We start from the raw sequence: 25,731 nt of genomic DNA on the forward strand, positions 1-25,731 counted from the left end.
ATGACACTCACCACCCCGGCCCCGGCCGTCCCGGGCCGCTCGACGCGGCCGTGGTTCATGCTCGGCGTGCTGCTGCTCGGCCAGTTCATGGCGCTGCTCGACGTCACCGTCGTGAACGTCGCCATGACCGACATCCGCGCCGACCTGCACACGTCCGGCGCCGCGCTGCAGCTCGTCGTTTCCGGTTACACCGTGGGTTACGCGATGCTGCTGATCACCGGCGCCCGGCTCGGCGAGCTGTACGGGCGACGCCGGCTGTTCGTCACCGGCGTCGTCGGCTTCACCCTCTTCTCCGCCCTCTGCGGCCTGGCGCCGGACGCGCAAACCCTCGTCGTCGCCCGGATCGCGCAGGGCGCCGGCGCGGCGCTGATGATGCCGCAGGTCATCAGCGTCATCCAGGCGCAGTTCAGCGGCCCCGCGCGGGCGAAGGCGCTGAGCGCGTACACCGCGGTCATCTCGGTCGCGTTCGTCGCCGGTCAGGTGGTCGGCGGTGTGCTTGTCGGCGCGGACCTGTTCGGCGCCGGCTGGCGGCCGATCTTCCTGGTGAACGTGCCGATCGGCGTGCTCGTCGCCGTGCTGGCGGCGAAGCTGGTGCCCGGCGGCGGAACACCGAACGGCCGTCGGCTCGACCTGGCCGGGCTGGTGATCGCGGTGCCCGCGGTGGTGTTCCTCGTGCTGCCGCTGGTGCTCGGGCACGAAACCGGCTGGCCCGCCTGGACGTTCGCCTCGCTGGCCGCCGGCGCTCTCCTGGCCGTGCTGTTCGTGGTGGTGGAACGCCGCGTGCGCGACCCGCTCGTGCGCCTCGACGTGCTGCGGATCCGGGGTGTCGCCCCGGGTCTGGCCGCACTGGCCGCCGGGGTCGCGTCCTACGGCGGGTTCCTGTTCTGCCTGGCCTTGCACCTGCAGACCGGATTGGGTGACACGGCGTTGACGGCCGGCCTCACGATGGCACCCGGTGGCGTGGTCTTCGGGCTGTGCGGGTTCTTCTGGAACCGGCTGCCCGCGCGGATCCACGCCGCGCTGACGCCGATCGGTTACGTCGGCTCGGCGGTGGCGTACGGCCTGCTCGCGCTGAGCCTGCGCGATGGCGGCCACGGCGGCGCGTTGTTCTTCACGGCGTTGACGCTCTTCGGCCTGTCGATGGGCCCGGCGTTCGGCTCGCTGATGACGCAGGCCCTCACGCACGTCCCGGTCGCGAGCGCGGCGGACGCCAGCGGGCTGCTGACCACGACGTTGCAGCTGGGTCAGGTCATCGGCGTCGCGACGTTCGGCAGTGTCTTCCTGACGATCGCGACGGCGTCGTCCGCGCACGCCATCACCACGACGATGACCTGGGCCGCCGTGCTGCTGCTCGGGGGCGCCGGGTTCGCCGTGGTGCTGGCGCGCGCGTCGGTCAGGCGTTAGTGCGGCTGCCGCCCTTGATCCGCGCGTAGATCGCCGAAGCCGCGACGACGCCGACGACGGCGGCGACGATCTGGAAGATGTGCCGGATCCAGTCGATGCCGTTCGTGTCCCGGACGCCGAACACGCCGGCGAGCCAGTTGCCGATGAATGCGGCCACGATGCCGACCACGATCGTCAGCCAGATCGGGATCTTCTGGTCGCCGGGCGCGAACAACCTGCCGAGCACGCCCAGGATCAGGCCCACGATGATCGTCGAGATGATGCCCCAAAGTCCGCCGAGCACAGTGCCTCCTCCGATAGCCCAATAAGCGCAACCGTGACACCTATTCGGACGGCCCGCCTCTCTGGACCCCTGATGGAGTGAGACACAAAAAGGCCCGGTCCGGCTCGCCCCCGACGGCGAACCGGACCGGGCCGGGATCGTGGGTGTTACCTCGATACCCCGCGACGGCCGTAGGCGCCGGCGGCGATCGACACACCGATGGCCGCGAGGACGACCTGGGTGAGGATCTCCAGCCAGTCGATGCCGTTGGTGTCGGCGTAGCCGATACCGCGCGCGATGGCCGTGCCGATGAACGCGGCGACGATACCGATCACGATGGTCAGCCAGATCGGGATGCTCTGCTTGCCCGGGGCGACCAGCCGCCCGAGCACACCGATGATCAGGCCGATGATGATGGCGCCGATAACACTGGCGATTGTCATCGCTTCTCCTCTCAAGGGATCCGCGGTCCCGGTGTTCCGGGGCTCCGCGGCTCGATCGTCGGAATGCCCCGGGTGGGTGACGGCGAAACACGGTGTACCGGGAATTACCCTCCCCGCCGCCGCATCGTTACGACGTCTGCCGGACACGGCGAAGGGGCCCTTCCCGGCCGGGAAGAGCCCCTTCGGACGTGGCTCAGAACGCGGCTTCGTCGAGCTCCATGAGCGCGTTGTCCGCGGCTTCGACGATCGCGCGGCGAGCGGTCAGCTCCGGCAGCACGCTCTTCGAGAAGAACGACGCCACGGCGATCTTGCCCTCGTAGAACGGGACGTCCTTGGCGGACGCGCCCGCGTCGAGCTTGGCGATGGCGACCTCGGCGTGCTTGAGCAGCTGCCAGCCGATGAGCAGGTCGCCGACCGACATCAGCAGGCGGACCGTGTGCTGGCCGACCTTGTTGATGTTCTGCGGGTCCTCCTGCGACGCCGTCAGGTAGCCGATCAGCGAGCCCAGCATGCCCTGCGTGTCTTCGAGGGCCTGCTTGAGCAGCCCGCGCTCGTTCTTGAGCCGGCCGTTGCCCGCCTCGGACTCGATGAACTTTGTGATCTCGCCGGCGACGAAGCCCAGGGACGCGCCCTTGTCGCGGACAATCTTGCGGAAGAAGAAGTCCAGCGACTGGATCGCCGTGGTGCCTTCGTACAGCGAGTCGATCTTGGCGTCGCGGATGTACTGCTCGATCGGGTAATCCTGCAGGAAGCCGGAGCCACCGAGGGTCTGCAGCGACTGCACGAGCTGCTCGGTGGCGCGCTCGGAGCCGACACCCTTGACGATCGGCAGCAGCAGGTCGTTGACGCCGTGCGCGACCTTCTGGTCACCTTCGCCGGTCCACAGCTGGTCCTGGAACGACGCCGTGTAGAGGTACACCGCGCGCAGGCCCTCCGCGTACGCCTTCTGCAGCATCAGCGAGCGGCGGACGTCCGGGTGGTGCGTGATGGTGACGCGCGGCGCGGCCTTGTTCAGCATGTTCGGCAGGTCGGCGCCCTGGACGCGCTCCTTGGCGTACTCGAGCGCGTTGAGGTAACCGGTCGACAGCGTGGCGATGGCCTTGGTGCCGACCATCATCCGGGCGTACTCGATGACCTGGAACATCTGCGCGATGCCGTCGTGCACCTCGCCGAGCAGCCAGCCCTTGGCCGGGGTGCCGTGCTGGCCGAAGGTCAGCTCGCACGTCGTCGAGGCCTTGATGCCCATCTTGTGCTCGACGTTCGTGACGAAGGCGCCGTTGCGCTCGCCCAGCTCACCGGTCTTCGAGTCGAAGTGGAACTTCGGCACGAGGAACAGCGACAGGCCCTTGGTGCCGGCCTTGGTCTCGATGCCGGGACCCTCGGGGCGCGCCAGCACGAGGTGCATGATGTTTTCGCTCATGTCGTGCTCGGCGGAGGTGATGAACCGCTTCACGCCGTCGATGTGCCAGGAGCCGTCCTCCTGCTGGACGGCCTTGGTGCGGCCCGCGCCGACGTCGGAGCCGGCGTCCGGCTCGGTCAGCACCATCGTGGCGCCCCAGGCGCGGTCGATCATCAGCTGGGCCCAGTGCTTCTGCTCTTCGGTGCCGTTCTTGTTCACGATCATCGCGAAGTTGGGGCCCGCGAGGTACATGAACAGCGGGGCGTTGGCGCCGAGGATCAGCTCGGACGCGGCCCACTGGACGGTCGGGGGCAGGCCGAAGCCGCCGAGGTCGTCGGTCAGGCCCAGGCGCCACCACTCGCCGTCGAGGAGCTGCTTGTAGCTCTTCTTGAACGACTCGGGGATCTTGACGCTGAAGGTCTTCGGGTCGTACACGGGCGGGTTGCGGTCGGCGTCGGCGAAGGACTCGGCCAGCGGGCCGGACGCGAGCTTGTTCAGCTCGGCCAGCACCCCGCGCGCGGTCTCCTCGTCCGACTCGGCGAGCACACCCTTGCCCAGGCGCTCCTGCACGCCGAGTACCTCGAAGAGGTTGAACTCCAGGTCTCGGACGTTGCTCTTGTAGTGGCCCATGTCGTCACTCCAATGTGTTCGGCTCCCCGGCCGGGCACACACTTGCCTTACTCGCCGGTAACTTCAGGATATTACCTGCGGGTAACTGGAGCAAGCAGATCCGCACTTCCGGGTACCGGAAATCCACCGGAAAGTGGGCCTGGACCAGGCTGGCGCGGGTCAGCGGTGGCCCGGGACGGCCGTTGTGTCCGCCGTCACCGGTGTGTGGCCGTCCTCCGCCCTCGCGATCAGTATCCCGCCCCGGAACGCGATCGTCACGGCGTGTGTCCGGTCGCGTGCGGAGAGCTTCCGCAGGATGCTCTTCACGTGGGTCCGCACGGTCTCGACGGACAGGAACAGCAGCTTCGCGATCGCCGAGTTCTCGAGGCCTTCGGCCACCAGCTGCAACACCTGGTATTCGCGCCTGGACAGCGGCATTCCGCCGCGCGGCGCCGGTGGGCTGTCGTGGGCGAGGTCCCCCTTCGGCACGGTCGAGCGCTTCGGCCGGGCGGTGAGCGCGGCCAGCCCGGGGTCGATGTACCGGCGTTCGGTGTGAGCGCGGCGGATCGCTTCGGCGAGCCGTCGTGAGTCGATCGACCGCGGCACGATCGCGTGCGTCCCGGCGGCGATGGCGGTCGCCAGGTACTGCTGCGTGCGATTCGCGTCACGGATGAGCGTGACGATGATCAGCGCCGGGTCGCCGGCGTTGAGCAGCTTCGTCAGGTGGCAGTTCGGATCCAGCGCCGAATCGAGCACGACGACGTCCGGTTTCACCTGCTCGCACAGCTGCAACGCGGCGTGGTGGCTGGCCGCCTGACCGGACCAGTGCAGCCCCTGGCTGCGGTGGACCAGCGCGGCGAGGCCGTCGCGGTAGATCGGGACCGGGTCGACGACAGCCACGCCGAGACTGCGCCCGCCGGGTCCGGCCGGCCCGATGGGCCTGCGGGTGGGCTCGATGCCGTGCATCGTGGGCCTCCGTCTCTGCGCTGTCGCTCTTGGGACGCCGGACGTGTCCCCTCGGTTTCACGCGATCCGGCACCACCCGGTCCCCCCTGCCGGGACCGGCCAAAAGTGACTCCCTCTGCTTGGTACGAGTCGCAAGTGCGCAGCTCATGACGCCAATTCCCCCTCATGGCCCAACCCGCCGGTTACAGCAAACTCTGGGTAGAAAACCCCTCCAGGAGTGCGGCTCGACCGAGAGCAGAACGACCTGATGGGGCGGCGGGTGCTACTGAGGGTGGCCCGGGGCGCGGGACGTGGAACCGGCTGTCGCTCCCCTTCCTTCCGGCTCGTCCCCCTCTAACGTCCGATGCGGCCGTTGGATGCGGGTTGTGACTGGTCAGCAGGGTGCGAGCAGGGCTAGCGACTCACGACCGCGGCCCGCAGCGCGGCGAACTCCGCCGCCAGCCCCTCGGGCGTCCAGTGGGCGTTCAGGCCGCTCGGATTCGGGAGCACCCACACGTGTGTCCCTCCGATGCGCAGCTCCTGCGGGCCGACGCGCGCCTTCGGAAAGCCGAAGGCGGTCCGGTACGCCGTGATCCCGACGACCGCCAGCCACCGCGGCCGGTGTTCGAGCACCTTCGCGGCCAGCACTTCGCCGCCGTCGCGCAGCTCGTCGTCGGTGAGCTCGTCGGCCCGCGCGGTGGCCCTGGCGACGACGTTCGTGATGCCGAGCTTCAGGCCGAGCAGCTCGTCCTGTTCGGCCGGGCCGAACCGCCGCGGCGTGAAGCCCCCGCCGTGCAGCGCCGGCCAGAACCGGTTCCCGGGCCGCGCGAAGTGCTGCCGGAGCGCGCCGGAGTAGAGGCCGGGGTTGATCCCGCAGAACAGCACGTCGAGGCCGGCCGCGATGACGTCCGGGATGGTGGTGCCGTACGCGGCGGCCAGCTGGTCCTTGGTGGGTCGGGTGTTCACCCGTCCAGTCTCCGGTACGACTTTCGGACCGGCAGGGCACAACTCCCCCCGCCGGCGACGCCGATCACCCGTCCGGTTCGGTGGGTCGCGGCCCGGTGGTTGTCCACAGGCTCCCGCTGTTGTGGACAACTGCTGTGGATTTCCCCGCTCCGCCCGGGTTCGTCGGTGGGCGCCGATACGCTGGAGGCGGGGCCGGCCCCCAGGGATGGGCGGGGGATGTTCTGGGGGGCGGATTTCCGGCGCCGGACCTCGCGGGGCCGGACGGACGGGAGCCGCGCGGGCCGTTCGGGCAAGCTCGGGGGATGGACTCCGGCCAGGTCACCGCGGACGGCTGTGCCGTCGACGTCTACCTCCTGCTTCCGCCGGACGGCGAACCCGAGATCGTGCACGCCGCGCTCCCGCCGGGCTCCTCGATCCTCGAGCTCGGCTGCGGAGCCGGCCGGGTCACGCATCCGCTGCAGGCCCTGGGGCACGAGGTGGTCGCCGTCGACGACTCGGCCGCCATGCTCGCGCACGTCCGGGCCGAGACCGTCCGCGCCCGGATCGGTGACCTCGACCTCGGCCGGGAGTTCGACGCCGTCCTGCTCGGCAGTCACCTGATCAACACCGCGCGGGACGAAGACCGCTTGGCCCTGCTCGCCGCCGCGCGGCGGCATCTCGCGGCCGACGGGCGGCTGATCGTCGAGTGGCACCCGCCGGAATGGTTCGACACCGTGCGAGACGGTCAGGGCGGGCGCCTCGGCGACGTCGCCGTGGAGCTGGCCGACGTCGTCCGCGACGGTGATCTCCTGTCCGCGACGGTCCGCTACGAGGCCGAGGGCCGGCGCTGGGACCACGAGTTCACGTGCCGCCGGATCGACCTCGACGCCGTCCTGACCTCGGCCGATCTGATCTTCGACGCCTGGCTCGCCGGGGAGCGGACCTGGTTCGCCGCGCGGGGCCGTCGCCGGGGGTAGCGAATTCACCACTGACCTGCGTACCCTGTGTGATCTCCCGCACAGCGCCGTACCGAGGAGGATTTTGTGCAGCTTCCGCTCGTCCTCGGACTGGTCGCGCTGGTCCTGGCCGTGGCCGCTCTCCTGGTCGTTCTCGAGGACCGCCGTGCCACGAAGCGCGCCGCGCTGCAGCGCAAGGCCCGGTTAGCGCGTCTGGGCGAGGTGGATCCGCGGGCTCCGGGCCGGCTGCACGTCGACCGGTGAACGCTCGGCCCGCAGCAGGGTCAGCAGGAGCGCCCCGAACACCCAGCCGACGCCGGCGCCGAACGTGTTGTTCATGAGGTCGTCGACGTCGAAGATCCGGTAGACGTACGGCGCCGTGCCGAAGTTCGCGGTGACCTGCGTGAGCTCGATGAGCAGCGACGCCGTGAAGCCGATCAGGGTCGTGCCGATCAGGCCGCGGCGCCACAGGATCCGGGCGAACACCCCGAGCGGGACGAACAGCAGGACGTTCATGCAGGCCTGCTGGAACGTCTGCGTCATGAACCACTGCGACAGCGGCTCACCGTGCTTCAGCAGTTCGGTGTGGATGTCGGTGATCCACTGGAACGGGTGCAGCTGCACGGTCTGGCTCAGCCGGCGGGTGCCGGGGCCGGGCAGCGGCAGGAACACGACCGCGAAGGTCATGCACCCGTAGAGCAGCACGGCCGCGGTGGTGACGATGCCGCGCAGCCGAAGGCCGCCGTGCCGCGCGAGCTGGGTGAGCAGCTGCGGCACCAGCACCACGGTCCACAGCGCGAAGAAGCCGATGAGTCCGTACTGCAGGGCGGTGACCTGTGCGTTCGTCATGCCACCGACGGTATGGATCTTGACCGGGGTGCCACTTCGGTCGATCAGCCGGACGCCGCGCGCGCCCATCGGCCACTTGGCCGATCCGGGGACGGGCCGATCGGTCAGGGCTGATCGGGCAACGGCTCGTCCTCGCGCTCTTCCGTGCGCTCGGCACGCCACGCGCTGAACACCGTGCCGCCGATCATCAGCACGACGACGGCCAGCACCACGAGTACGACCTCGATGCCCATTCTTCCCCCACTGCCGGAACTCATCGCCTCATCGTGACCGCGATAGCCGGTGTTACCGGACACGCCGGAGTACTTCGGCTCGCTCGTCTGCGGCTGGCCGGATGCGGCCGAATGGCTGGTCTTCTCGATGTGGGTTGCGCCACAACTACGTGGTCACGGCTTGGCCGCGCTGCTCGTGGACGCGGTCCGCGCGGCGGCCGGAGAAGCCGGCGCGCAGGCCATCGCCCTGCACGTCTTCGAGGGGAACGACCGCGCGAGACGCGTCTACGAGCGGCTCGGCTTCGTGCTCACCGGGGACAGTGAGGACGTTCCGGGCCACGGCCGTCGTCACCGGATGCGGCTTGCGCTCACGCGGGAATGACCGCGACGCTCGGCACGTAAGTCTTGTGGGGGAAACGAAAGGAACACTCATGGCACCGGTCCGGGTCGGCATCATCGGGCTCAGCGCGAACGGCGGCTGGGCCGCGACCGCGCACGTGCCCGCGCTGGCCGCGGTGGAGGGCTACGAGCTTCGCGCGCTGAGCGCGAGCAGCGCCGAGTCGGCGCGCGTGGCCGGCGAGAAGTACGGCGTGCCGCTGACCTTCGGCGACGCCGGGGAGCTGGCGCGGCACCCGGAGGTCGACCTGGTCGTGGTCGCCGTGAAGGTGCCCGAGCACCGGGCCCTCATCGAGCCCGCGCTGGCCGCGGGCAAGCAGGTGCTGAGCGAGTGGCCGCTGGGCGTGAGCCTCGCGGAGACCCGGGAGCTGGCCGAAGCCGCGAAGGACGGTCAGACGGCTGTCGGGCTGCAGGGCCGCTCCGCGCCCGCGTTGCGTTACCTGCGTGACCTGATCAAGGACGGTTACGTCGGCCGCGTGCTGTCGACGTCGCTGATCGCGTCCGGCGGGAACTGGGGCTCGAGCGTGCGCGCCGGCCGTGACTACCAGCTGCACCCCGAGGGCGGGGCGACGCTGCTGACGATCCCGTTCGCGCACACCGCCGACACGCTGCACATGGTGCTCGGCGGGTTCGCCGAGCTGTCGGCCACGATGGCGACCGTGCGGCCGCGGGTGCGCGACGAGGTCACCGGCGACGCCGTCCCGATGACCGTGCCCGACCAGATCGCCGTCTCCGGCGTGCTGAACGGCGGCGCGATCGTGTCGCTGCACCTGCGCGGCGGCACGTCGCCGGCCACGGACTTCCTCTGGGAGATCAACGGCACCGAGGGCACCCTGGTCGTCGACGCCGCGGATCCGCTGTTCTGGATCTCCAAGCTGACGTTGCGCGGCAGCCGCACCGGGACGCTGGAACGGCTCGCCGTGCCCGCGCGGTACGAGCTGCCGCAGCTGGCCGGGCGCGAGTCCGAACCGTCGTACAACGTCGCGCACGCGTACGCCCGGCACCTCAAGGGCGACCTGCCGGACTTCGGGCACGCGCTGCGCGTGCACCGGGTGCTCGACGCCGTCCAGCGATCGGCCGACACCGGGACGCGGGTTCACCCGGACGCAGAGTAACTGTTACCGGCGGTAGTAGATTTTCCGCCGGCCCGGACCTACTCTCGGGTAATGGACGACGTTGTCTACGACCGCGCGGGCCGGGGCGAACCGCTGGTGCTGATCCACGGCATCGGCCACCGCCGCCAGGCCTGGTCCCCGGTGTTTCCGCTGCTCACGCCGCACCGGGACGTCATCGCCGTCGACCTGCCCGGCTTCGGCGACTCGCCCGAGCCGGCCGGCGGGTACGGCGTCGAGCCCGCGCTGGTGATGTTCAAGGACCTCTTCACCGAGCTCGGCCTCGACCGGCCGCACGTCGCGGGCAACTCGCTCGGCGGCCTGCTGGCGCTCTCGCTCGGCCAGGCCGGGCTCGTCCGCAGCGTCACCGCCCTGTCGCCGGCCGGGCTGTGGAACCGGCGGCAGAAGCTCTACGCGATCGCGACGCTCAAGGCCCACCGCGCGCTCGCCCAGCGCACCCCGCCGAACGTCGTGCGCCGGCTCGCCGCGACGGCGGCCGGGCGGAAGGCGCTGGTGGGCATGATCGTCGGACGCCCCCAGCTGCTCTCGCCCGAGATCGTCGCCGAGGACGCGCACGCGCTCGCGACCGCGCCGGGCTTCGAGCCGACCGCGGCCCAGTCCCGCGGCAGCTTCCGCTTCACCGGCCCGGTCACCGGCGTCCCGGTGACGATCGCGTGGGCCCAGCAGGACCGGATCCTCGCCCGGCCGCGCCTCGCCGAGCTGCGGAAGGTCGCGCCGGACGGGACGTTCAAACTGCTGCCCGGCTGCGGGCACGTGCCGATGAGCGACGACCCGCAGCTGGTCGCGAAGACCCTGCTCGCAGGAAGCCGTTAGGTGACATTCGCTTTACGTCCGTCTTTTGACCCTGGTCGCTGACCCCTCAGCGAGGCAGAATCCTCCGCCGTGCGCCCGTTTGGGGACCTTGGGCGCGAATCGGAGGAAACACGCATGAGGCTTTCAACCCGGCTCGTGGTGCTCGCCGCGGCCGCGCTGGCGACGACGGCGGTGACCACCGCACCCGCGTCCGCGGGCCAGCGCCCGGACCCGACCACCGACGTCCGGATCATCGCTTTCAACGACCTGCACGGGAACCTGGCGCCGCCGACCGGCTCCAGTGGCCGCGTCACGCAGTCCGACGGGACCACTGTGGACGCCGGCGGTGCCGCTTACCTGGCGACGCACGTGAAGCAGCTGCGGTCGCAGGTGCGCAACTCGTTCGTCGTTTCCGCCGGTGACAACATCGGCGCGTCGCCGCTGACCTCGGCGCTGTTCCACGACGAGCCGACCATCGACTTCCTGAACATGCTGGGCGTCAACGCGTCCGTCGTCGGCAACCACGAGTTCGACGAGGGCTACAAGGAACTGCAGCGCATGCAGTTCGGCGGCTGTCACCCGACCGACGGTTGCCAGTTCGACAAGAAGTTCAAGGGTGCGGGTTTCCCGTTCCTCGGGTCCAATGTGTACTTCACCAACGGCCTGCCGGCGCTGCTGCCGTTCACCGTCAAGTTCGAGGGTGGCGTGCCGATCGGCGTCATCGGCGCGACGCTGAAGGACCTGCCCTCGGTCGTCACGCCGGAGGCGATCAAGGGCCTGAAGTTCGGCGACGAGGTCGAGGCGATCAACCGCACCGCGAACCTGCTCGACTTCCTCGGCGTCAAGTCCCAGATCGTACTGCTGCACCAGGGTGACAGCACCGAGCTCGAGGGCCCGAACGACTGCAAGGTCCTGCCGGGCCCGGCCACCGCGATCGCGAAGGCGGTGACCCCGAAGGTCGACGCGATCTTCACCGGCCACAGCCACCAGCAGTACAACTGCGTGATCAACGACCCGGCCGGCCAGCCGCGCCCGGTCATCCAGGGCGCGTCCTTCGGCCGGCTGCTGTCGGTCGTCGACCTGAAGATCAACCTGAAGACGCGCGACGTCGTCCGGTCGGCGACGCAGGCCCACAACGAGATCGTCACCCGCACGGTCACCCCGGACCCGGCCGTGGCGGCGCTGGTCGCCGACGCGACGGCGAAGGCGGCCCCGATCGGGAACAAGCAGGTCGGCACGATCACCGCGGACCTGAAGGCGGCCGGGAACGCGGCCGGCGAGTCGGCACTCGGCGACGTCATCGCCGACGCGCAGCTGGCGGGCACGCAGTCGAACAGCGCGGTCATCGCGATGACCAACCCGGGTGGCATCCGCGCCGACCTGACCTACGCGTCGTCCCCGGCGGGCGAAGGCGACGGCGTGGTGACCTACAGCGAGGCGTTCACCGTCCAGCCGTTCTCGAACATCATGCAGACGATCACGCTCACCGGCGCGAACTTGAAGAACGTGCTGGAACAGCAGTGGGCGCCGGGCGTGAACCCGAAGTTCCTGCAGATCTCGAGCTCGCTGCACTACAGCTACTCGGCGTCCGCGCCGCAGGGCTCGCGGGTCTCGAACATCACGGTGAACGGCACGCCGGTCGACCCGGCGGCGACGTTCCGCGTGTCGGTGAACAACTTCCTCGCCGCCGGCGGTGACGGCTTCACCGAGTTCACCAAGGGGACGAACCTGGCGGGCGGGCCGGTCGACCTGGACGCGCTGACCGCGTACCTGGGCGCCCACCCGAACCTGGCCCCGCCCGCGGCGGACCGGATCACCCCGCTGCCGTAGGTCCGGTTTTTCCAAGACGCCGGGTCCGACGGGGTTCGACAATGGACCCATGACGACTTGGGAAGACGTCGTCCGCCTGGCCTCGGAACTGCCCGAGGTCGAGGCGGCGACCTGGTACCGCACGCCCGCGCTGAAGGTGGCGGGCAAGGGGTTCGCGCGGCTGCGCGACGAGGCCGAAGGCGGCTTGGTCGTGCTGTGCGGACTCGAGGAGAAGGCCGCGTTGCTGGAGTCCGGCGACGCGGCCTTCTTCACGACACCGCACTACGACGGCTACGGCTCGATCATCGTCGACCTGGACGAGGTCGACGTCGATCAGCTGCGTGAGCTGCTCGAAGAGGCGTGGCGGCTGAAGGCGCCGAAGCGGCTCACCAGGTGAGTTCGCCCTTGAGCATGCTCATCAGGATCATGTCGTGGCGCTCGCCGTCGGGCGCCACGAACGCCTCGCGGTGGCGGCCGTCTTCGGAGAAGCCGACCTTGCGGTAGACGTGCCGGGCGCGTTCGTTCTCGGCGACCACCCAGAGCGTGATCATGTGCAGCCGCATGGCGTTGAAGCCGTAGCGGCACATCAGGCGCAGCGCCTCGGTGCCGTAACCGCCGCCGCCCCGGTAGTCGGCGTCGCCGATGTAGATGTCCAGCTCGGCGTTGCCGATCTCGGGCTCGGCGTCCCGCAGGTCGATGACGCCGATGAGCTTGCCGTCGGCCTCGATCCCCAGGACGACCAGTTCGTAGCTGTTGACCGGCCGTTCTTCGGCGTGCTTGCGCAGCTGTGCGAGGGAGCGCGGGTGGCTGGTGGTCATCCACCGGCCGATCTCGGGGTCGTGGATCCACAGGTGGATCTTCTCGGCGTCCTCCGGCTCCAGCGCGCGCAGCCGGACGAGCTCCCCCTCGAGCATTTCTCCCCCTAGTCCCGCTTGAGCAGCAGGAAGTCGTGGACGTTCAGCAGGCCGAGGAACTGCCGCACGGGGGTCGGCATGGCCTGGCGCGACTCATCATGCACGAGCCGGGCGCCGTGCACGGAGTGGTTTTTCCGCTGGGTGACGACCGTGCAGCCGCCCGCGGCCAGCACGTTCTTCACCCAGTCGGCGTCCGGCCCGTAGGTCAGCGCGACGACGAAGCCCTCCGCCGTGCCGAAGACGTTCACCGGCGTCCGGTACTCCTTGCCCGACTTCCGTCCCTTGTGGACGATCATGCCGAACCCGGGTGCCCAGTTGACGACGTACTTGTTGACGCGGTTGGTCGCGACGCGGTTGAACCGGGCGAGGCCCTTGGGGAGCACCATGGCGGTCATAATATCAACGTGTGATGAATTTGGCGACCGGACGACCCCGGCTCCCGGTCCGTCGTCGCCCGATGGTGGGATACGGGGCATGTCGACCGAATGGCCGTTGCGCCAGGATCCGGAAGCACCGGTGATCATCGCCCTGGCGCTGGTTTCCGACGCGGACGCGCTGGGCTTCGTCGTCCTGGACGACGAAGACGACTGGTTCATCAGCGACGGCACCGAGCTGTCGGAAGAAGTGCAGGTCAACCGCGAGAACTTCGGCAAGCTGTCGGTCCGCGAGGCGCTCGAGCTGCTCCCGCAGCTGGCCGCGCTGGCGGACCTGCCGACGGGCATGGCCGCCGACTGGGACCCGGACCACCGCACGTGGCTGCTCTCCTCGGTGACCGGCTCCGACGACGAGGACGAGGACATCCGGCTGCTCGCCCAGCGCCGCGCGGCCTGGGAGTTCGAAGGTTCGCCGGACGACGAAGCCCAGATCAGCAGCGGCCTCACGGAGCTGCCGACCGGCTCGGAGCGCCCGGTCCGCGCGGTCCGCCAGGTCGTGCGCGAGCAGGACGGCACGTGGCTGTTCGTCGGCTTCGAGGTCCCGGAAGCCGAGGACTTCGAGGTCGAGGGCCTCGAGCTGGAGCACGTCGCGAAGCTGTACCCGGAGGTCCGGACCGTGCTGAAGGCCGCGCCGGGCCAGGTCTACGACCGCGCGACGCCGGACGCCGAGTGGGAGCTCGTCGAAGGCTGAGAAAAAGTCCGGCGCGGTTGTCCTGGAGACGTCCGCGCCGTTCGTCCTTACAGTGAGAGCCGGCGATCGGCGCCGGCCGACCTCTGTGAGGAGCTGTCATGCCCAAGTACGCCGCCATCATCTACGCTTCCGACGTCGACCCGACCCAGCCCGAGGCCACCGGGATGATGCGGGACTACGACGAGTTCGGCGCGGCCGCGCAGGCCGTCATCCGCGGTGGCGCGGCCCTGTACCCGACCGCGACCGCGACGACCGTCCGCGTCACCGGCGGCAAGGGCGGCGACATCGTCACCACCGACGGCCCGTACGCCGAGACGAAGGAAGCCCTCACCGGCTTCTACCTGATCGAGTGCGCCGACCTCGACGAAGCCGTCAAGGTCGCGGCGCAGATCCCGGGCGCCTGGGACGGCGCGATCGAGGTCCGGCCGGTCGTCGAATTCGGCAAGTGACCCTCGCCGGTGACGCGATCGCGAGGCTGGTCCGGGACGAGGGCACCCGGGTACTGGCCACGCTGGTCCGCGTCACCGGCAGCGTCGACCGGGCCGAAGACGCGGTCCAGGACGCCGTGGTGCGCGCCCTCGAGACGTGGCCGCGCGACGGCGTCCCCGCCAACCCGCGCGGCTGGCTGCTGGTCGCGGCCCGCCGGCGCGCGGTCGACGTCGTCCGCCGCGAAGCGAAGCGCCTCGGGAAGGAGGCCGACGCGATGCCGCCCGTCGACCCGTTCCCCGACCCCCTCGCGGTCCGCGACGACCTGCTGAGGCTGGTCTTCACGTGCTGCCACCCGGCGCTGTCCCTGGACGCGTCGGTGGCGCTGGCGCTCCGGACGCTGGGCGGCCTGTCGACGGCGGAGGTGGCCCGCGCGCTGCTGCTCCCCGAAGCGACGCTGGCGAAGCGCCTGACGCGCGCGAAGCAGAAGATCGCTCAGGCGCGGATCCCCTACCGCGTGCCTTCTTGCGAAGAGCTGCCCACACGGTTGGCCGGCGTGGCGTCGACGGTCTACTTGATCTTCAACGAGGGCTACACGGGCCGTCTTTCGTTGGCCACCGAAGGCGTGCGCCTCGCCCGTTTGCTGGCCGAGCTGATGCCGGACGAGCCGACGGCGCTGGGCCTGCTGGCGTTGGTACTGCTGCAAGACGCCCGCCGCGCGGCCCGCGTCTCCGCGGGTGTGCCGGTGTTGCTGTCGTCGCAGGACCGCTCGCTCTGGGACCCGTCGCTGATCAAGGAAGGCGTGTCGCTGGTGGGCGCAGGCCTGCGCCGGACGCCGTCGGTGCCGGACCCGTACGTGATCCAGGCGGCGATCGCGGCTTGTCACGACCTCGCGCCCACGTACGCGGAGACGAACTGGGACGCGGTGATCTCCTGGTACGACGTCCTGTTGTCGGTCCAGGACACGCCGGTGGTCCGCCTGAACCGCGCGGCGGCGGTGGCGGAACGGGACGGTCCGGCGGCGGCTTTGGCGCTGGTGGACGGATTGCCGGGCTTGGCGGACTACCCGTGGTGGCACGCGTCGCGGGCGGAGTTGTTGCACCGCTTGGGTTCCCCGGCGGCGTCCGAGGCCTTGTCCCTCGCGGTGGAGGCCGGACTTCCGGCCGCCCACGCGGCCCACCTGCGGGCGCGGATCGGTCCACAGTAGACGCCGGAATTCGGGGCCGGGAAAGCGAAAAGCCCCGGATGTGAAATCCGGGGCTTTCGGCTGAGAGCGGATGACGGGAATCGAACCCGCGTATTCAGCTTGGGAAGCTGATGTTCTACCATTGAACTACATCCGCAGTGCGTGGCCAGCATACACGGCGTGGTGATCCTCCTGTCCAGACCCCTCCTCGCTCGACCTCCTTGACGTCGGCGCGTCAAGTGACAACACTTGTTGTCGACATCGGAGGCGATATGGACGATCCCGAGCTGTTCCGGCAGGGCGGGTTCCGGCTCGCGTCGCGGCTGTTCATCGAGGGTGACATCCGGGGCGACGAACGGCAGGTCGCCCGGTTGCGGGAGTTCGCGCAGGTCGAGGACCGGCTGGCCGATGACGTGGTCGCCTGGATGGCGCGGCAGCCGAAGGGGCAGGGGCGTGAAGCGTTCGAAGCCGCCCTCCGTGACGGGGTTGCGGTCGATGCGCCCGGACCCTTGAGGGACTTCTTCGCCGACGTCGAGGCCAAGCCCTACTGGGTTGATGACGAGCGGCTCGAGCGCGGTGCGAAGGCCATCACGCGGGCCGGCTTGCTCGGGCTCTTCCCGCTCGGGGACATGTCGCTCATGGGCGGTTACCTCGCCTCGCGCGCGACGAAGTCGCTGGTCGGGACCGGGGAGATCGAGTACCAGGCCACTCGGCGGCTCGTCGAGACCGCGGCCTGGTGGATCGACGTCACCACGCCCGGCGCGCTGAAGCACGGCGCCAAAGGGTACGTCTCCGCGTTGCGGATCCGGGTGGTGCACGCCCACGTGCGCGCCGCCATGAACCGGCGGGAGGACTGGGACTACGCCGCCTGGGACAAGCCCGTCAACCAGGTGCAGACCGCCGGCACCCTCCTGCTTTTCTCGCTCGTCTACGTCTTCGGGACGCAGCTGCTCGGCCTCCGGTACTCCGCCCGCGAGCGCAGCGACATCCTGCACCTCTGGCGCTACATCGGCTGGCTGATGGGCGTCGACGACGAACTGCTGCCCAGTGACGAAGAGGACGCGTGGCGGCTGCTCTGGCTGCTCGCGGCCACCGAGTTCATCCCGGACGACGACTCCAAGCGGCTCGCGAAGGCGCTGGTCGAGGCCAACGCCGCCGTCGGGGAAGGGCGCGGCGCCGTCGGGAAGGTGCTCTCGCACGTCTCCGTCGCCGTGCACTCCTCGATCTCGCGGCTCGTGCTCGGGAAGACCAACGCCGACTTCCTCGAGCTGCCGAACGACCCCGTCGCGCAGGCCGTGATCGTCACCGCGGCCGGGGTCAACTTCGCCGCCGAGACGGTGCGGCGGTTCATTCCCGGGGCCACCGCCCTGCAGGAACGGATCGGGGAGGCCGGCCGACGCGGGTACGTGAGGCGACTGGAGAAGATCTTCGGACCTGACACGACCTACGCGCAGCACATGCGGGCGGCCTAACCGGCTTTCGGGGGGTCCGGGTGGCGGAGCCCCCGGCTCGGGGCGGAGCCCCGGATATCCCAGCCCACCGGATAGGCTTCCCGGCGTGCTGCTCAGTGACCGTGACCTCCGCAAAGAGCTCGACGCCGGCCGGCTCGGCATCGACCCCTTCGATCCCGGCATGGTCCAGCCGTCCAGCGTCGACGTCCGGCTCGACCGGTTCTTCCGCGTCTTCAACAACAGCAAGTACACCCACATCGACCCGCAGCTGCAGCAGGACGAGCTGACCTCCATGGTCGAGAAGGAGGGCGACGAGCCCTTCGTGCTGCACCCGGGCGAGTTCGTGCTCGGCTCGACGTTCGAGCTCGTCACCCTGGCCGACGACCTCGCCGGCCGCCTCGAAGGCAAGTCGTCGCTCGGCCGGCTCGGGCTGCTCACCCACTCGACGGCGGGCTTCATCGACCCCGGCTTCTCCGGGCACATCACGCTCGAGCTGTCGAACGTCGCGAACCTGCCGATCACGCTCTGGCCGGGCATGAAGATCGGCCAGCTGTGCATCTTCCGGCTGTCCAGCTCGGCCGAGCACCCGTACGGCTCCAGCGAGGCCGGCTCCCGCTACCAGGGCCAGCGCGGCCCGACGCCGAGCCGGGCGTACAAGAACTTCCACCGCGTCGACACCTGGCGCTAAGCCGCGACCTTCTCGTTCCAGTCGATGTGGTGGTTCCACATGAAGGCGTTCGGGTCCTCGGTCTGCGGCTTCGCGAACGCGCGTTTGATGAAGAAGTCGCGGATCACCCGGCCGACCGGGCCGATCACCTTGTCGTCGCCGTTGCGCTTGCCGCGGGCGACGACCGCTTCGACACGCTCGCGCCGCAGGCCCTCGTAGGTGGCCAGCGCCTGCTCGACGTCCGGCACGTCGCGCAGGCATTTTCCCAGCGTGACGGCGTCTTCGATGGCCATCGACGCGCCCTGGCCCGCCGCCGGTGACGTCGCGTGGGCCGCGTCGCCGATGATCACCATGCGGCCGCGGTGCCAGGTCGGGACGGTCGGGAAGTCGTATGTCGGCCACGCCGGGTAGACGTCGCGGGTCGCGCGGATGATCTCGGCGGCCGGTGTCCGGTCGCGGGCCACCAGGTCCAGCAGCTCCGTCCGTAGTTTCTCGCCGGCGAGCGCGGCCAGCTCGGAGCCGGTCGGCTCGGTCTTGCGGGCCGGGTTCGCGAACCACCAGACACGCCCGTCCGGGCTGACGACGTGGCAGAAGAACAGGCGCCGGCCGAAGACCATGTTCAGCACGCCCGGCTCGTCCGGCAGGGTCAGGCCTTCGGCGAACCCGCCGGTGTTGAGCAGCGGCACGTACCGCGGCGACGGCGCGTCCGGGTCGATGATCGTGCGGACCCGGGAGCGCAGGCCGTCGGCGCCGATCAGCAGGTCGCCCTCGGCGTGCGAGCCGTTCGAGAACTCGGCTTTGACCTGCGCAGACGTCTGGTGCGCGCCGATCAGGCGCTTGCCGTATTCGGCGTGGATCCCGCGCCTCGCGGCTTCGTCGCGCAGGGCGACGTACAGGTCCGAGCGCAGCACGGTCTGGCTCACGGTGCCGTCCGGCAGTGTGCCGCCGAGCGGGAACTCGGCCAGCCGCGTGCCGTCGCCCAGGCCGATCGACATCCGCGGCGAGTCGAAGCCGGCGCTCTTGACCACGTCTTTCAGGCCGAGGGGCAGCAGCGCGTCGAGGCCGTTGACGGCCAGCGTCAGGAACGCGCCGACGCCCTCGGCGCCGCGGTCGTACGCCTCGAACAGCAGCGGTTCGTGGCCGGCTTCGTGCAGCGCGATGGCCGTGATCGTCCCCGCGATCCCGCCCCCGATGATCAGTGCCCGTGTCATGTACTTCGTCCTCTCGAAACTCTTAGAAACTAATTCGTTCTGTCGAACTAAAGAGTGGGCTACGCTGATCGCCGTGTCAAGCGAGCGAGCGAAGCTGGTCGAAGAGGTCCTGCTCGGGGCGCGGGAGCTGTCGACGGAGACGGTCATGTTCCACACCGCGATCGCCGAGACGCGCGGCCTGTCGCCGGTCGAGAACAAGGTGCTGGACTACCTCGCCCGGCTCGGCCCGCAGATGCCGAAGGAGCTGGCGCGGCTGTCCGGCCTCGCGCCCGCGTCCGTGACGGCGTTGATCGACCGGCTCGAGCGCAAGGGGTTCGTCAGCCGCGAGCCGCACCCGGACGACCGGCGCAAGGTCCTCATCGCACTCGACCCGGGCGCGATCGAGCGCAGCGTGCACCTCTGGGACCACCTGATCGCCAAGGTGCTCGAACTCTGCGAGGGCTATTCCGACGACGAGCTCCGGACGGTGATCGGGTTCGTCGCGGCGGCCGCGGCCATCACCCACGAGTCGACGGTGAAGCTGACGGATTCCCCGGGCGGGTGATCACCGGGGTCAAAAAGGGCGGGAAAGACGGGAGCGTGCCAGGCTCCGAAAGTCGCCTCGGCCCCCGGGAGTGCTCGTATGTCGCCGTCCAGAAAACCACTCCGGCTCCTGCTGGTCCTGGCACTGGTTTTCGCAGCCTCGGTTATCACCCCGCTCGCCGAAGCGGCGGTGGTGAAGCCGTTCGAGCTGAACTACGACGACGTCGTCTACGGCGATTTCCTCTACGCGGGCAACGGCGTGGTGCGGTGCCCGGTGAACGCCGACAACGCGCCGACGACCGGCAGTGGCAACACGCCCGCGACCTGCGCGAACACCGCCGACCGGCGGGACACCCTCGTCAACGACAACTTCTTCATGCAGTGGGCCGACGTCGACGCCGACCGCGGCACCTTCGATTCCGCGAAGGCGACGGTCACCATTCCGCCGGGCGCGAAAATCGTCTTCGCGCGGCTCAACTGGGCGGGTAACACCGGCGCCTACACGACGTCGCCGGGGGTGCTGTCGCCGACGAAGATGTGCCAGTCGCGCAACAACAACACGGCCGCGATCGTGCCGCCCGGAACGCCGGCGAAACAGGACGTCCGGCTCACCATCGGCGACGGGAAATCCGTCGACGTGCCGCCTGCGGCCTACACGGAAGACCCGCTCGACACGTTCAGCGGCGGCCAGTACTACTCCGCCTACGCCGACGTCACCAAGCAGTTCGCCGCCGCGCCGACCGGGTCCGCGCTGGACCTGACCGTCGGCAACGTCTGGGCGCCGAAGGGCTTCAACTGCATGGGCGGCTGGTCGGTCGCCCTGGTCTACGCCTACCCGGAACGCAACGCCGACTACGCGCCGAACAAGCGCGAGGTGTTCGTCTACGACGGGCACGTCCGGCAGAACAGCACCGACAAGCCCACGAACACGACGATCACCGGGTTCCGCGCCGCCGCCGCGGACGCGCACGTCGGCGTCACCGCCTACGAGGGCGACTGGGGCATCTCGGGCGACCAGTTCCTGATCAACGACAAACCGGCCGCCGAACCGTCGGCCGGCGGGACGTCGAACTTCTTCATCTCCAACGCCGACGGCGCCGCCGATCCCGCGGTGAAGAACAACTTCAGCGTGGACGCCAAGTCGTTCAACGTCGACACCATCCCGGCCGGCGCGACCAGCGCCAAGCTCGGCTTCGCCACCAGCGGCGACTCCTACCTGGCCCAGAACCTCGCTTTCTCGACGCCGGTGCCCGAACTGCAGATCAGCAAGCGCGCGGAACCGGCCCAGGTGCACCCGGGCGAGCCGGTCACGTTCACCATCGTCGTGACCAACCCGAGCGCCGCCCCGGCGTCCGGGGTGAAGGTCGCCGACGACGCGTTTCCCGCGTGCAGCAAGGACATCGGCACGCTCAAGGGCGGGCAGACGGTCAGCTACACCTGCACCACGACGGCGTCGGACAAGGACTTCACGAACACCGCGAAGGCCACCGGCACCAGCGCGCTCGGCGATCCGCTGGACGGCACGGCGACCACCTCGGTGAACGTCATCCACCCGGCCATCGGCATCACGAAGATCGCCGACAAGCCCGCCTACCGCGCCGGCGACACCGTGACCTTCACTCTCAAGGTCACCAACACCGGTGACGCCAACCTGACCGCGGTGCAGGTGACCGACCCGAAGACGCCGTCGTGCGCGCAACGGCTCGCGGGCGTGCTGAAGCCCGGCGAGACCCGCACCCTCACCTGCACGACGAAGGCCCCGGTCGCCGACGGCGTCAACACCGCCACCGCCGAAGGTGTCGACGGGCTCGGCAAGCGCGTCACGGCCACCGCCGACGCACCCGCGCCGACGATCGCCCCGGCCATCGACGTCACGAAGACCGCGACCCCGCCGGTGATCCACGCCGGTGAGGCCGTCACGTGGACGATCACGGTCAAGAACACCGGCGACAGCCCGCTCGCCCCGGTGAAGCTCACCGACGACACGACGACGTCGTGCTCGCGCACCGTCGACCGCCTCGCCGCGGGCGCGTCGCAGACCTACACCTGCACCGCGAACCCGTCGAAGACCACGACGAACACGGTCACCGCCACCGGCACCGACCGCTCCGGTCAGCCGGTCACCGACACGGCCCAGGCGACCGTCACGGTGATCAGCCCGGCGCTGACCATCACGAAGGACGCCTCGCCGACGACCGTCCGCATCGGCGACCAGATCACGTTCACGATCACCGTCACGAACTCCGGTGACGTGCCGCTGGCCGACGTCGCCGTCACGGACGACCGGACCCCGGCGTGCGCGAAGACGTTCGGCACCCTGGCGCCACAGGCGAAGCAGAGCTACACCTGCACCGCCCCGGCACCGGCCGACGACTTCACGAACACCGCGACCGCTACCGGCAAGGACCAGCTCGGCCGCGAGGTGAAGGTCACCGACGACGCCGTCGTCGACGTGATCCACCCGGCGGTCGCGATCGTCAAGGACGCCGCTCCCGCGCAGGTCCGCGAGGGCGACACCGTGACCTGGACGATCACCGTGACCAACACCGGAGACGTGCCGCTGACCGGCGTCGCCGTGGCCGACGACCGGGTCGCCCCGTGCGCGAAGCCGCTCGGAACCCTGGCGCCGCAGGCGAAGCAGACGTACACCTGCACCACCGTCGCAGGTGCGGCCGGCTTCACGAACACCGCGAAGGCCACTGGCACCGACCCGACGAAGCGGCCCGTGGACGCGTCCGACGACGCCTCGTTCACCGTGCAGCACCCGGCCGTCACGATCACCAAGGACGTCACCGGCGGGCCCTTCCGCCAGGGCGACACCGTGCCGTTCCGGCTCACCGTCCGCAACACCGGTGACGTGCCGCTGACCGGTGTCCGGGTCACGGACGCGCTCGTCGCAGGTTGTGCGCAAACCTTCGACGGCACGCTCGAACCCGGTGGCACGTGGGGCTTCGGCTGCACCGGCACCGTGCCGGCCGACGACTTCACGAACACCGCGCAGGTCACCGGCACACCACCGGTCGGCCCGGCGGTGACCGCCATTGATACAGCCGCAATCGACGTGATCCACCCCGGCATCACGATCACCAAGGACGCCGACCCGAAGGTCGTCCGCGCGGGCGACACCGTGACGTTCACGCTCACCGTGACGAACACCGGCGACAGCCCGCTGCGGGACGTCTTCGTGGCCGACCGGCTCGCCCCGGAGTGCGCTCAGCGTCTCGGCACGCTGGCGCCCCAGGCGAAGCAGACCTACACCTGCAAGCTCGTGGCCGGCGAAGCGGACTTCACCAATACCGCCACCGCCAACGGGACCGACGGCACGAACCGCCCGGTGACGTCGACCGCCGAGGCCGCGGTGGACGTGATCCACCCGGCGATCAGCATCACCAAGGACGCCGCGCCCGCCCAGGTCCGTGAGGGCGACACAGTGACGTTCACGATCGTCGTGAAGAACACGGGCGACGTGCCGCTGACCGAAGTGTCCGTTGTGGACAGCCGGACGCCGTCGTGCGCTCAGACCATCGGCTCCCTCCCTCCTGGTGCCGAACAGCACCACTCCTGCACCGTAACCGCGGGCACCGACAGTTTTACGAACACGGCCACCGCGACCGGTACGGATCCGACCGATCGCCCGGTCACGGCCACCGACGACGCGTCGTACACGGTGCTGCACCCGGGGCTGGCCATCACGAAGGACGTCAAGGGCGGGCCGTTCCGCGCGGGCGACACGGTGACGTTCACGATCACCGTCGAGAACACCGGCGACTCGCCGCTGACCGCGGTGACGGTGACCGACGATGTCGCGCCGGCGTGCGCCAAGACGTTCGAAACGCTGGCACCGAAGGAAAAGCAGACCTACGACTGCACGATGGCCGCGCCGGCGGACGACGTCGTCAACCGGGCCGAGGTGACCGGGAAGCCGCCGACCGGGCCGCCGCTGGACGCCGACGACACCGCGAAGGTCGACGTCATCCACCCGGCCATCACGATCACGAAGGAAGCTTCGCCGAAGACAGTGCGTGAAGGCGACGAAGTCACCTTCACCATCGTTGTGACGAACACGGGCGACGTCCCACTGTCCACTGTGGTCGTCACAGACGACAAGACGCCGGATTGCGCCAAGACGTTCGACACCCTGGCGCTCGCCGGAGTCCAGACCTACACCTGCACCACCAAGGCCTCGAGCGACGACTTCACCAACACCGCGAGCGTCACCGGCACCGACCCGACCGGCCGTCCGGTGACGTCGACCGCCACGGCCGCGGTCGACGTCATCCACCCGCAGCTCGCGCTGATGAAGGACGCGACGCCGTACGAGGTCCGCGAAGGCGACACCGTCACCTTCGCCATCCTGGTGAAGAACACCGGCGACGTGCCGCTTACCGACGTCACGGTCGCCGACGACCGCACCCCGGCCTGCGCGCACACCGTCGCGAGCCTGGCGCCCGATGCCGAAGAGACGTACACATGCACCACGGTGGCGGGTCGGGACGGCTTCACCAACACGGCCACGGCCACCGGCCAGGACTCGACGAATCGGCCGGTGACAGCGACCGACAGCGCCACCTTCGTCGTCCAGCACCCGGGCCTGAGCATCACCAAGAACGTCCGCGGCGGCCCGTTCCGCGTCGGCGACTCGGTGCCGTTCGACATCGTGGTGACCAACACCGGGGACGTCGACCTGCACTCCGTGACCGTCGCCGACACGATCGCCCCCGAGTGCGTGCGCAGCATCGGCGCGCTGCCGGCGAAGGGCGTCGAGCGCTACGCGTGCACGATGACCGCGCCCGCCGACGACGTCACGAACGTCGCGAAGGTGACCGGAACGCCGCCGACGGGCGACCTCGTGACCAGCGAGGCGAAGGCGGACGTCGACGTCATCCACCCGGCGGTGAAGATCGACAAGTCGGTCTCGCCCGCGCAGGTCCGCCCGGGTGACGAGGTCACTTACACGATCGTGGTGTCCAACACCGGCGACGTGCCGTTGTCCACTGTGGCCGTCACCGACGACAAGACGCCGGGGTGCGCCTTCACCGTCGCGAAGCTGGACGTCGGGGGCACGCAGACGCGCCAGTGCACGGTGGCGGTCCGCGAGGACGTCACGAACGTCGCGTCGGTGACCGGCGACGACCCGACCGGGCGACCGGTCACCGCTTCGGACGACGCCAGCGTCAACGTGATCGGCCCGGGCATCACGGTCACGAAGACCGGCCCGGCGAAACCGCTTCTCCCCGGACAGGAAGCCGTATTCACGGTCGTCGCGAAAAACACCGGCGACGTTACGCTGACCGGAGTAACGCTGAATGACCCGATCGCGCCGAAATGCTCGGTCGTGATCGGGACTCTCGCGCCCGGAGAATCGTCGAAACCGATCTCCTGTTCCGTGACGATGAGCGAGGACGACGTCACGAACACGGTGACCGCGACCGGCGACGATCCGAACGGAAAACCCGTCACGGCGACCGACGACGCGCCGGCCAAGGTCGCGAAACCCGCGATCGACCTGCAGAAGGAGGCCGACCCGACGATCCGTCCGGGTGGGACGGTGACCTTCACGCTCGTCGTGCGCAACACCGGGAACGTCGACCTGGTCGGCGTCGACGTCACGGATCCGGCGTATCCCGCCTGTGCCCGGAAATTCCCGCGGCTTCCCGTCGCCGGCCGGCAGGAATGGACGTGCACGACGACCGCGCCGGCCGGTGGTGATCTGAGCAACACCGCGACGGCCACCGGGACGCCCGATACCGAGCAGCCCGGGAAACCCGTGCAGGACAGCGCATCCACCACAGTCCGCGTCACGACGACGCCGGTTTCCCCTGGTCAGGACCCGAAGCCGGCGCCGTTGCCGAACACCGGTTACGACCCGGTGCCCGCGGGTCTGACGGCGTTGTCGCTGCTGGGATGCGGTGTGCTGCTGCTACTGGGCCTCCGAAGGTCGCGTCGGAGCTGACGGAAACCGTTCTCGAAATCGCGTGTTCGGCACAATGCGAAGAGTCACAGTTCGTTAGGAGGGTTCTCGCTGTAATCGTTCCGTGATACGTTCCTGCGCCGTGTCCCCCATTGGTGAACGTG

Annotated in this window: 24 protein-coding genes and 1 tRNA gene; 14 read left to right on the forward strand and 11 right to left on the reverse strand. The window is 69.8% G+C overall.

The features are described 5' to 3' along the window. Positions 1–1,404 carry an MFS transporter gene (locus OG494_RS37805; RefSeq protein ID WP_328446991.1) on the forward strand — a complete coding sequence of 468 codons (1,404 nt, stop codon included), beginning with the start codon at positions 1–3 and terminating at the stop codon, positions 1,402–1,404. On the opposite strand, the gene OG494_RS37810 is transcribed toward OG494_RS37805, so the two are convergent. The 5 genes from OG494_RS37810 to mug form a co-directional block, all read right to left on the reverse strand. Continuing rightward, the gene (locus tag OG494_RS37810) at positions 1,394–1,687 is read right to left on the reverse strand and encodes a GlsB/YeaQ/YmgE family stress response membrane protein (RefSeq protein ID WP_328446993.1); all 294 of its coding nucleotides are present in this window, start codon (positions 1,685–1,687) and stop codon (positions 1,394–1,396) included. The genes OG494_RS37805 and OG494_RS37810 overlap by 11 nt on opposite strands. 146 nt (positions 1,688–1,833) lie before the next feature. Beyond that, positions 1,834–2,109: a GlsB/YeaQ/YmgE family stress response membrane protein gene (locus OG494_RS37815; protein WP_328446995.1), complete on the reverse strand. Its 276-nt coding sequence runs from the start codon at positions 2,107–2,109 to the stop codon at positions 1,834–1,836. Between the two features lie 193 nt (positions 2,110–2,302). Then, positions 2,303–4,138: an acyl-CoA dehydrogenase gene (locus OG494_RS37820; protein ID WP_328446997.1), complete on the reverse strand. Its 1,836-nt coding sequence runs from the start codon at positions 4,136–4,138 to the stop codon at positions 2,303–2,305. 159 nt (positions 4,139–4,297) lie between these two features. After that, on the reverse strand, positions 4,298–5,083 hold the full coding sequence (locus OG494_RS37825; protein WP_328446999.1) for a response regulator transcription factor: 786 nt from the start codon (positions 5,081–5,083) through the stop codon (positions 4,298–4,300). Between the two features lie 393 nt (positions 5,084–5,476). Further along, positions 5,477–6,028 carry a G/U mismatch-specific DNA glycosylase gene (gene mug / locus OG494_RS37830; protein ID WP_328447001.1) on the reverse strand — a complete coding sequence of 184 codons (552 nt, stop codon included), beginning with the start codon at positions 6,026–6,028 and terminating at the stop codon, positions 5,477–5,479. Between the two features lie 302 nt (positions 6,029–6,330). On the opposite strand from mug, the gene OG494_RS37835 reads away from it, so the two are divergent. Continuing rightward, positions 6,331–6,984 carry a class I SAM-dependent methyltransferase gene (locus OG494_RS37835; RefSeq protein WP_328447003.1) on the forward strand — a complete coding sequence of 218 codons (654 nt, stop codon included), beginning with the start codon at positions 6,331–6,333 and terminating at the stop codon, positions 6,982–6,984. Between the two features lie 183 nt (positions 6,985–7,167). On the opposite strand, the gene OG494_RS37840 is transcribed toward OG494_RS37835, so the two are convergent. Both OG494_RS37840 and OG494_RS37845 read right to left on the reverse strand, forming a co-directional pair. After that, positions 7,168–7,812, reverse strand: a complete 645-nt coding sequence (locus OG494_RS37840; protein ID WP_328447005.1) for a VanZ family protein — start codon at positions 7,810–7,812, stop codon at positions 7,168–7,170. Positions 7,813–7,916: 104 nt separating this feature from the next. Further along, entirely contained in the window at positions 7,917–8,069 is a 153-nt protein-coding gene (locus tag OG494_RS37845) for a hypothetical protein (protein WP_328447007.1), read from the reverse strand. 25 nt (positions 8,070–8,094) lie between these two features. Here OG494_RS37845 and OG494_RS37850 point away from each other — a divergent pair, with 25 nt between their 5' ends. The 5 genes from OG494_RS37850 (at position 8,095) to OG494_RS37870 (ending at position 12,551) form a co-directional block, all read left to right on the forward strand. After that, the gene (locus OG494_RS37850; protein ID WP_328447009.1) at positions 8,095–8,406 is read left to right on the forward strand and encodes a GNAT family N-acetyltransferase; all 312 of its coding nucleotides are present in this window, start codon (positions 8,095–8,097) and stop codon (positions 8,404–8,406) included. Between the two features lie 49 nt (positions 8,407–8,455). Then, the gene (locus tag OG494_RS37855) at positions 8,456–9,535 is read left to right on the forward strand and encodes a Gfo/Idh/MocA family protein (protein WP_328447011.1); all 1,080 of its coding nucleotides are present in this window, start codon (positions 8,456–8,458) and stop codon (positions 9,533–9,535) included. A 51-nt stretch (positions 9,536–9,586) separates the two neighbouring features. Continuing rightward, positions 9,587–10,366 (forward strand): alpha/beta fold hydrolase, encoded by a 780-nt coding sequence (locus OG494_RS37860; RefSeq protein WP_328447013.1) that lies wholly within the window; start codon positions 9,587–9,589, stop codon positions 10,364–10,366. Positions 10,367–10,480: 114 nt separating this feature from the next. Beyond that, positions 10,481–12,175, forward strand: a complete 1,695-nt coding sequence (locus OG494_RS37865) for a bifunctional metallophosphatase/5'-nucleotidase (protein WP_328447014.1) — start codon at positions 10,481–10,483, stop codon at positions 12,173–12,175. Between the two features lie 49 nt (positions 12,176–12,224). Continuing rightward, the gene (locus OG494_RS37870) at positions 12,225–12,551 is read left to right on the forward strand and encodes an MmcQ/YjbR family DNA-binding protein (protein WP_328447016.1); all 327 of its coding nucleotides are present in this window, start codon (positions 12,225–12,227) and stop codon (positions 12,549–12,551) included. Here the strand turns inward: OG494_RS37870 and OG494_RS37875 are convergent. Beyond that, entirely contained in the window at positions 12,541–13,068 is a 528-nt protein-coding gene (locus tag OG494_RS37875) for a GNAT family N-acetyltransferase (RefSeq protein WP_328447018.1), read from the reverse strand. The two genes, OG494_RS37870 and OG494_RS37875, sit on opposite strands and share 11 nt — an antisense overlap. 8 nt (positions 13,069–13,076) lie before the next feature. Continuing rightward, the gene (locus tag OG494_RS37880) at positions 13,077–13,454 is read right to left on the reverse strand and encodes a nitroreductase family deazaflavin-dependent oxidoreductase (RefSeq protein ID WP_328447020.1); all 378 of its coding nucleotides are present in this window, start codon (positions 13,452–13,454) and stop codon (positions 13,077–13,079) included. A gap of 88 nt (positions 13,455–13,542) precedes the next feature. Between OG494_RS37880 and OG494_RS37885 the strand changes: the two genes are divergently transcribed. The 3 genes from OG494_RS37885 to OG494_RS37895 all read left to right on the forward strand — a co-directional run bounded on the left by OG494_RS37885 (position 13,543) and on the right by OG494_RS37895 (position 15,826). Next, the gene (locus OG494_RS37885) at positions 13,543–14,193 is read left to right on the forward strand and encodes a hypothetical protein (protein ID WP_328447022.1); all 651 of its coding nucleotides are present in this window, start codon (positions 13,543–13,545) and stop codon (positions 14,191–14,193) included. A gap of 98 nt (positions 14,194–14,291) precedes the next feature. After that, positions 14,292–14,642: a YciI family protein gene (locus tag OG494_RS37890; RefSeq protein ID WP_328447023.1), complete on the forward strand. Its 351-nt coding sequence runs from the start codon at positions 14,292–14,294 to the stop codon at positions 14,640–14,642. Beyond that, positions 14,639–15,826, forward strand: coding sequence for an RNA polymerase sigma factor (locus OG494_RS37895; protein WP_328447025.1), 1,188 nt, complete (start codon positions 14,639–14,641; stop codon positions 15,824–15,826). Before OG494_RS37890 ends, OG494_RS37895 begins: the two co-directional genes overlap by 4 nt. A 65-nt stretch (positions 15,827–15,891) precedes the next feature. Here OG494_RS37895 and OG494_RS37900 read toward each other — a convergent pair. Further along, positions 15,892–15,962, reverse strand: a tRNA-Gly gene (locus OG494_RS37900). Between the two features lie 115 nt (positions 15,963–16,077). Here OG494_RS37900 and OG494_RS37905 point away from each other — a divergent pair. Then, positions 16,078–17,277, forward strand: coding sequence for an oxygenase MpaB family protein (locus OG494_RS37905; RefSeq protein ID WP_328447027.1), 1,200 nt, complete (start codon positions 16,078–16,080; stop codon positions 17,275–17,277). 85 nt (positions 17,278–17,362) lie between these two features. After that, positions 17,363–17,944, forward strand: coding sequence for a dCTP deaminase (gene dcd / locus OG494_RS37910; RefSeq protein WP_328447029.1), 582 nt, complete (start codon positions 17,363–17,365; stop codon positions 17,942–17,944). Here the strand turns inward: dcd and OG494_RS37915 are convergent. Continuing rightward, the gene (locus OG494_RS37915) at positions 17,941–19,134 is read right to left on the reverse strand and encodes an FAD-dependent oxidoreductase (RefSeq protein WP_328447031.1); all 1,194 of its coding nucleotides are present in this window, start codon (positions 19,132–19,134) and stop codon (positions 17,941–17,943) included. The two genes, dcd and OG494_RS37915, sit on opposite strands and share 4 nt — an antisense overlap. 73 nt (positions 19,135–19,207) lie before the next feature. Between OG494_RS37915 and OG494_RS37920 the strand changes: the two genes are divergently transcribed. Together OG494_RS37920 and OG494_RS37925 are read left to right on the forward strand one after the other, a co-directional pair. Further along, positions 19,208–19,678 (forward strand): MarR family winged helix-turn-helix transcriptional regulator, encoded by a 471-nt coding sequence (locus OG494_RS37920; RefSeq protein ID WP_328447033.1) that lies wholly within the window; start codon positions 19,208–19,210, stop codon positions 19,676–19,678. A 78-nt stretch (positions 19,679–19,756) separates the two neighbouring features. Beyond that, positions 19,757–25,609, forward strand: coding sequence for a DUF7507 domain-containing protein (locus OG494_RS37925; RefSeq protein ID WP_328447035.1), 5,853 nt, complete (start codon positions 19,757–19,759; stop codon positions 25,607–25,609). The last annotated feature ends 122 nt before the right edge of the window (positions 25,610–25,731 follow it).

Source organism: Amycolatopsis sp. NBC_00438 (genome assembly GCF_036026695.1).
In the GTDB taxonomy this organism is placed as follows: domain Bacteria; phylum Actinomycetota; class Actinomycetes; order Mycobacteriales; family Pseudonocardiaceae; genus Amycolatopsis.

Coding starts and splice junctions, on each gene's coding strand:
- OG494_RS37805 (WP_328446991.1), top strand. CDS start 1: ATGACACTCACCACCCCGGCCCCGGCCGTCCCGGGCCGCTCGACGCGG.
- OG494_RS37815 (WP_328446995.1), bottom strand. CDS start 2,109: ATGACAATCGCCAGTGTTATCGGCGCCATCATCATCGGCCTGATCATC.
- OG494_RS37820 (WP_328446997.1), bottom strand. CDS start 4,138: ATGGGCCACTACAAGAGCAACGTCCGAGACCTGGAGTTCAACCTCTTC.
- OG494_RS37825 (WP_328446999.1), bottom strand. CDS start 5,083: ATGCACGGCATCGAGCCCACCCGCAGGCCCATCGGGCCGGCCGGACCC.
- OG494_RS37835 (WP_328447003.1), top strand. CDS start 6,331: ATGGACTCCGGCCAGGTCACCGCGGACGGCTGTGCCGTCGACGTCTAC.
- OG494_RS37840 (WP_328447005.1), bottom strand. CDS start 7,812: ATGACGAACGCACAGGTCACCGCCCTGCAGTACGGACTCATCGGCTTC.
- OG494_RS37845 (WP_328447007.1), bottom strand. CDS start 8,069: ATGAGTTCCGGCAGTGGGGGAAGAATGGGCATCGAGGTCGTACTCGTG.
- OG494_RS37855 (WP_328447011.1), top strand. CDS start 8,456: ATGGCACCGGTCCGGGTCGGCATCATCGGGCTCAGCGCGAACGGCGGC.
- OG494_RS37860 (WP_328447013.1), top strand. CDS start 9,587: ATGGACGACGTTGTCTACGACCGCGCGGGCCGGGGCGAACCGCTGGTG.
- OG494_RS37865 (WP_328447014.1), top strand. CDS start 10,481: ATGAGGCTTTCAACCCGGCTCGTGGTGCTCGCCGCGGCCGCGCTGGCG.
- OG494_RS37870 (WP_328447016.1), top strand. CDS start 12,225: ATGACGACTTGGGAAGACGTCGTCCGCCTGGCCTCGGAACTGCCCGAG.
- OG494_RS37875 (WP_328447018.1), bottom strand. CDS start 13,068: ATGCTCGAGGGGGAGCTCGTCCGGCTGCGCGCGCTGGAGCCGGAGGAC.
- OG494_RS37880 (WP_328447020.1), bottom strand. CDS start 13,454: ATGGTGCTCCCCAAGGGCCTCGCCCGGTTCAACCGCGTCGCGACCAAC.
- OG494_RS37885 (WP_328447022.1), top strand. CDS start 13,543: ATGTCGACCGAATGGCCGTTGCGCCAGGATCCGGAAGCACCGGTGATC.
- OG494_RS37890 (WP_328447023.1), top strand. CDS start 14,292: ATGCCCAAGTACGCCGCCATCATCTACGCTTCCGACGTCGACCCGACC.
- OG494_RS37905 (WP_328447027.1), top strand. CDS start 16,078: ATGGACGATCCCGAGCTGTTCCGGCAGGGCGGGTTCCGGCTCGCGTCG.
- OG494_RS37915 (WP_328447031.1), bottom strand. CDS start 19,134: ATGACACGGGCACTGATCATCGGGGGCGGGATCGCGGGGACGATCACG.
- OG494_RS37925 (WP_328447035.1), top strand. CDS start 19,757: ATGTCGCCGTCCAGAAAACCACTCCGGCTCCTGCTGGTCCTGGCACTG.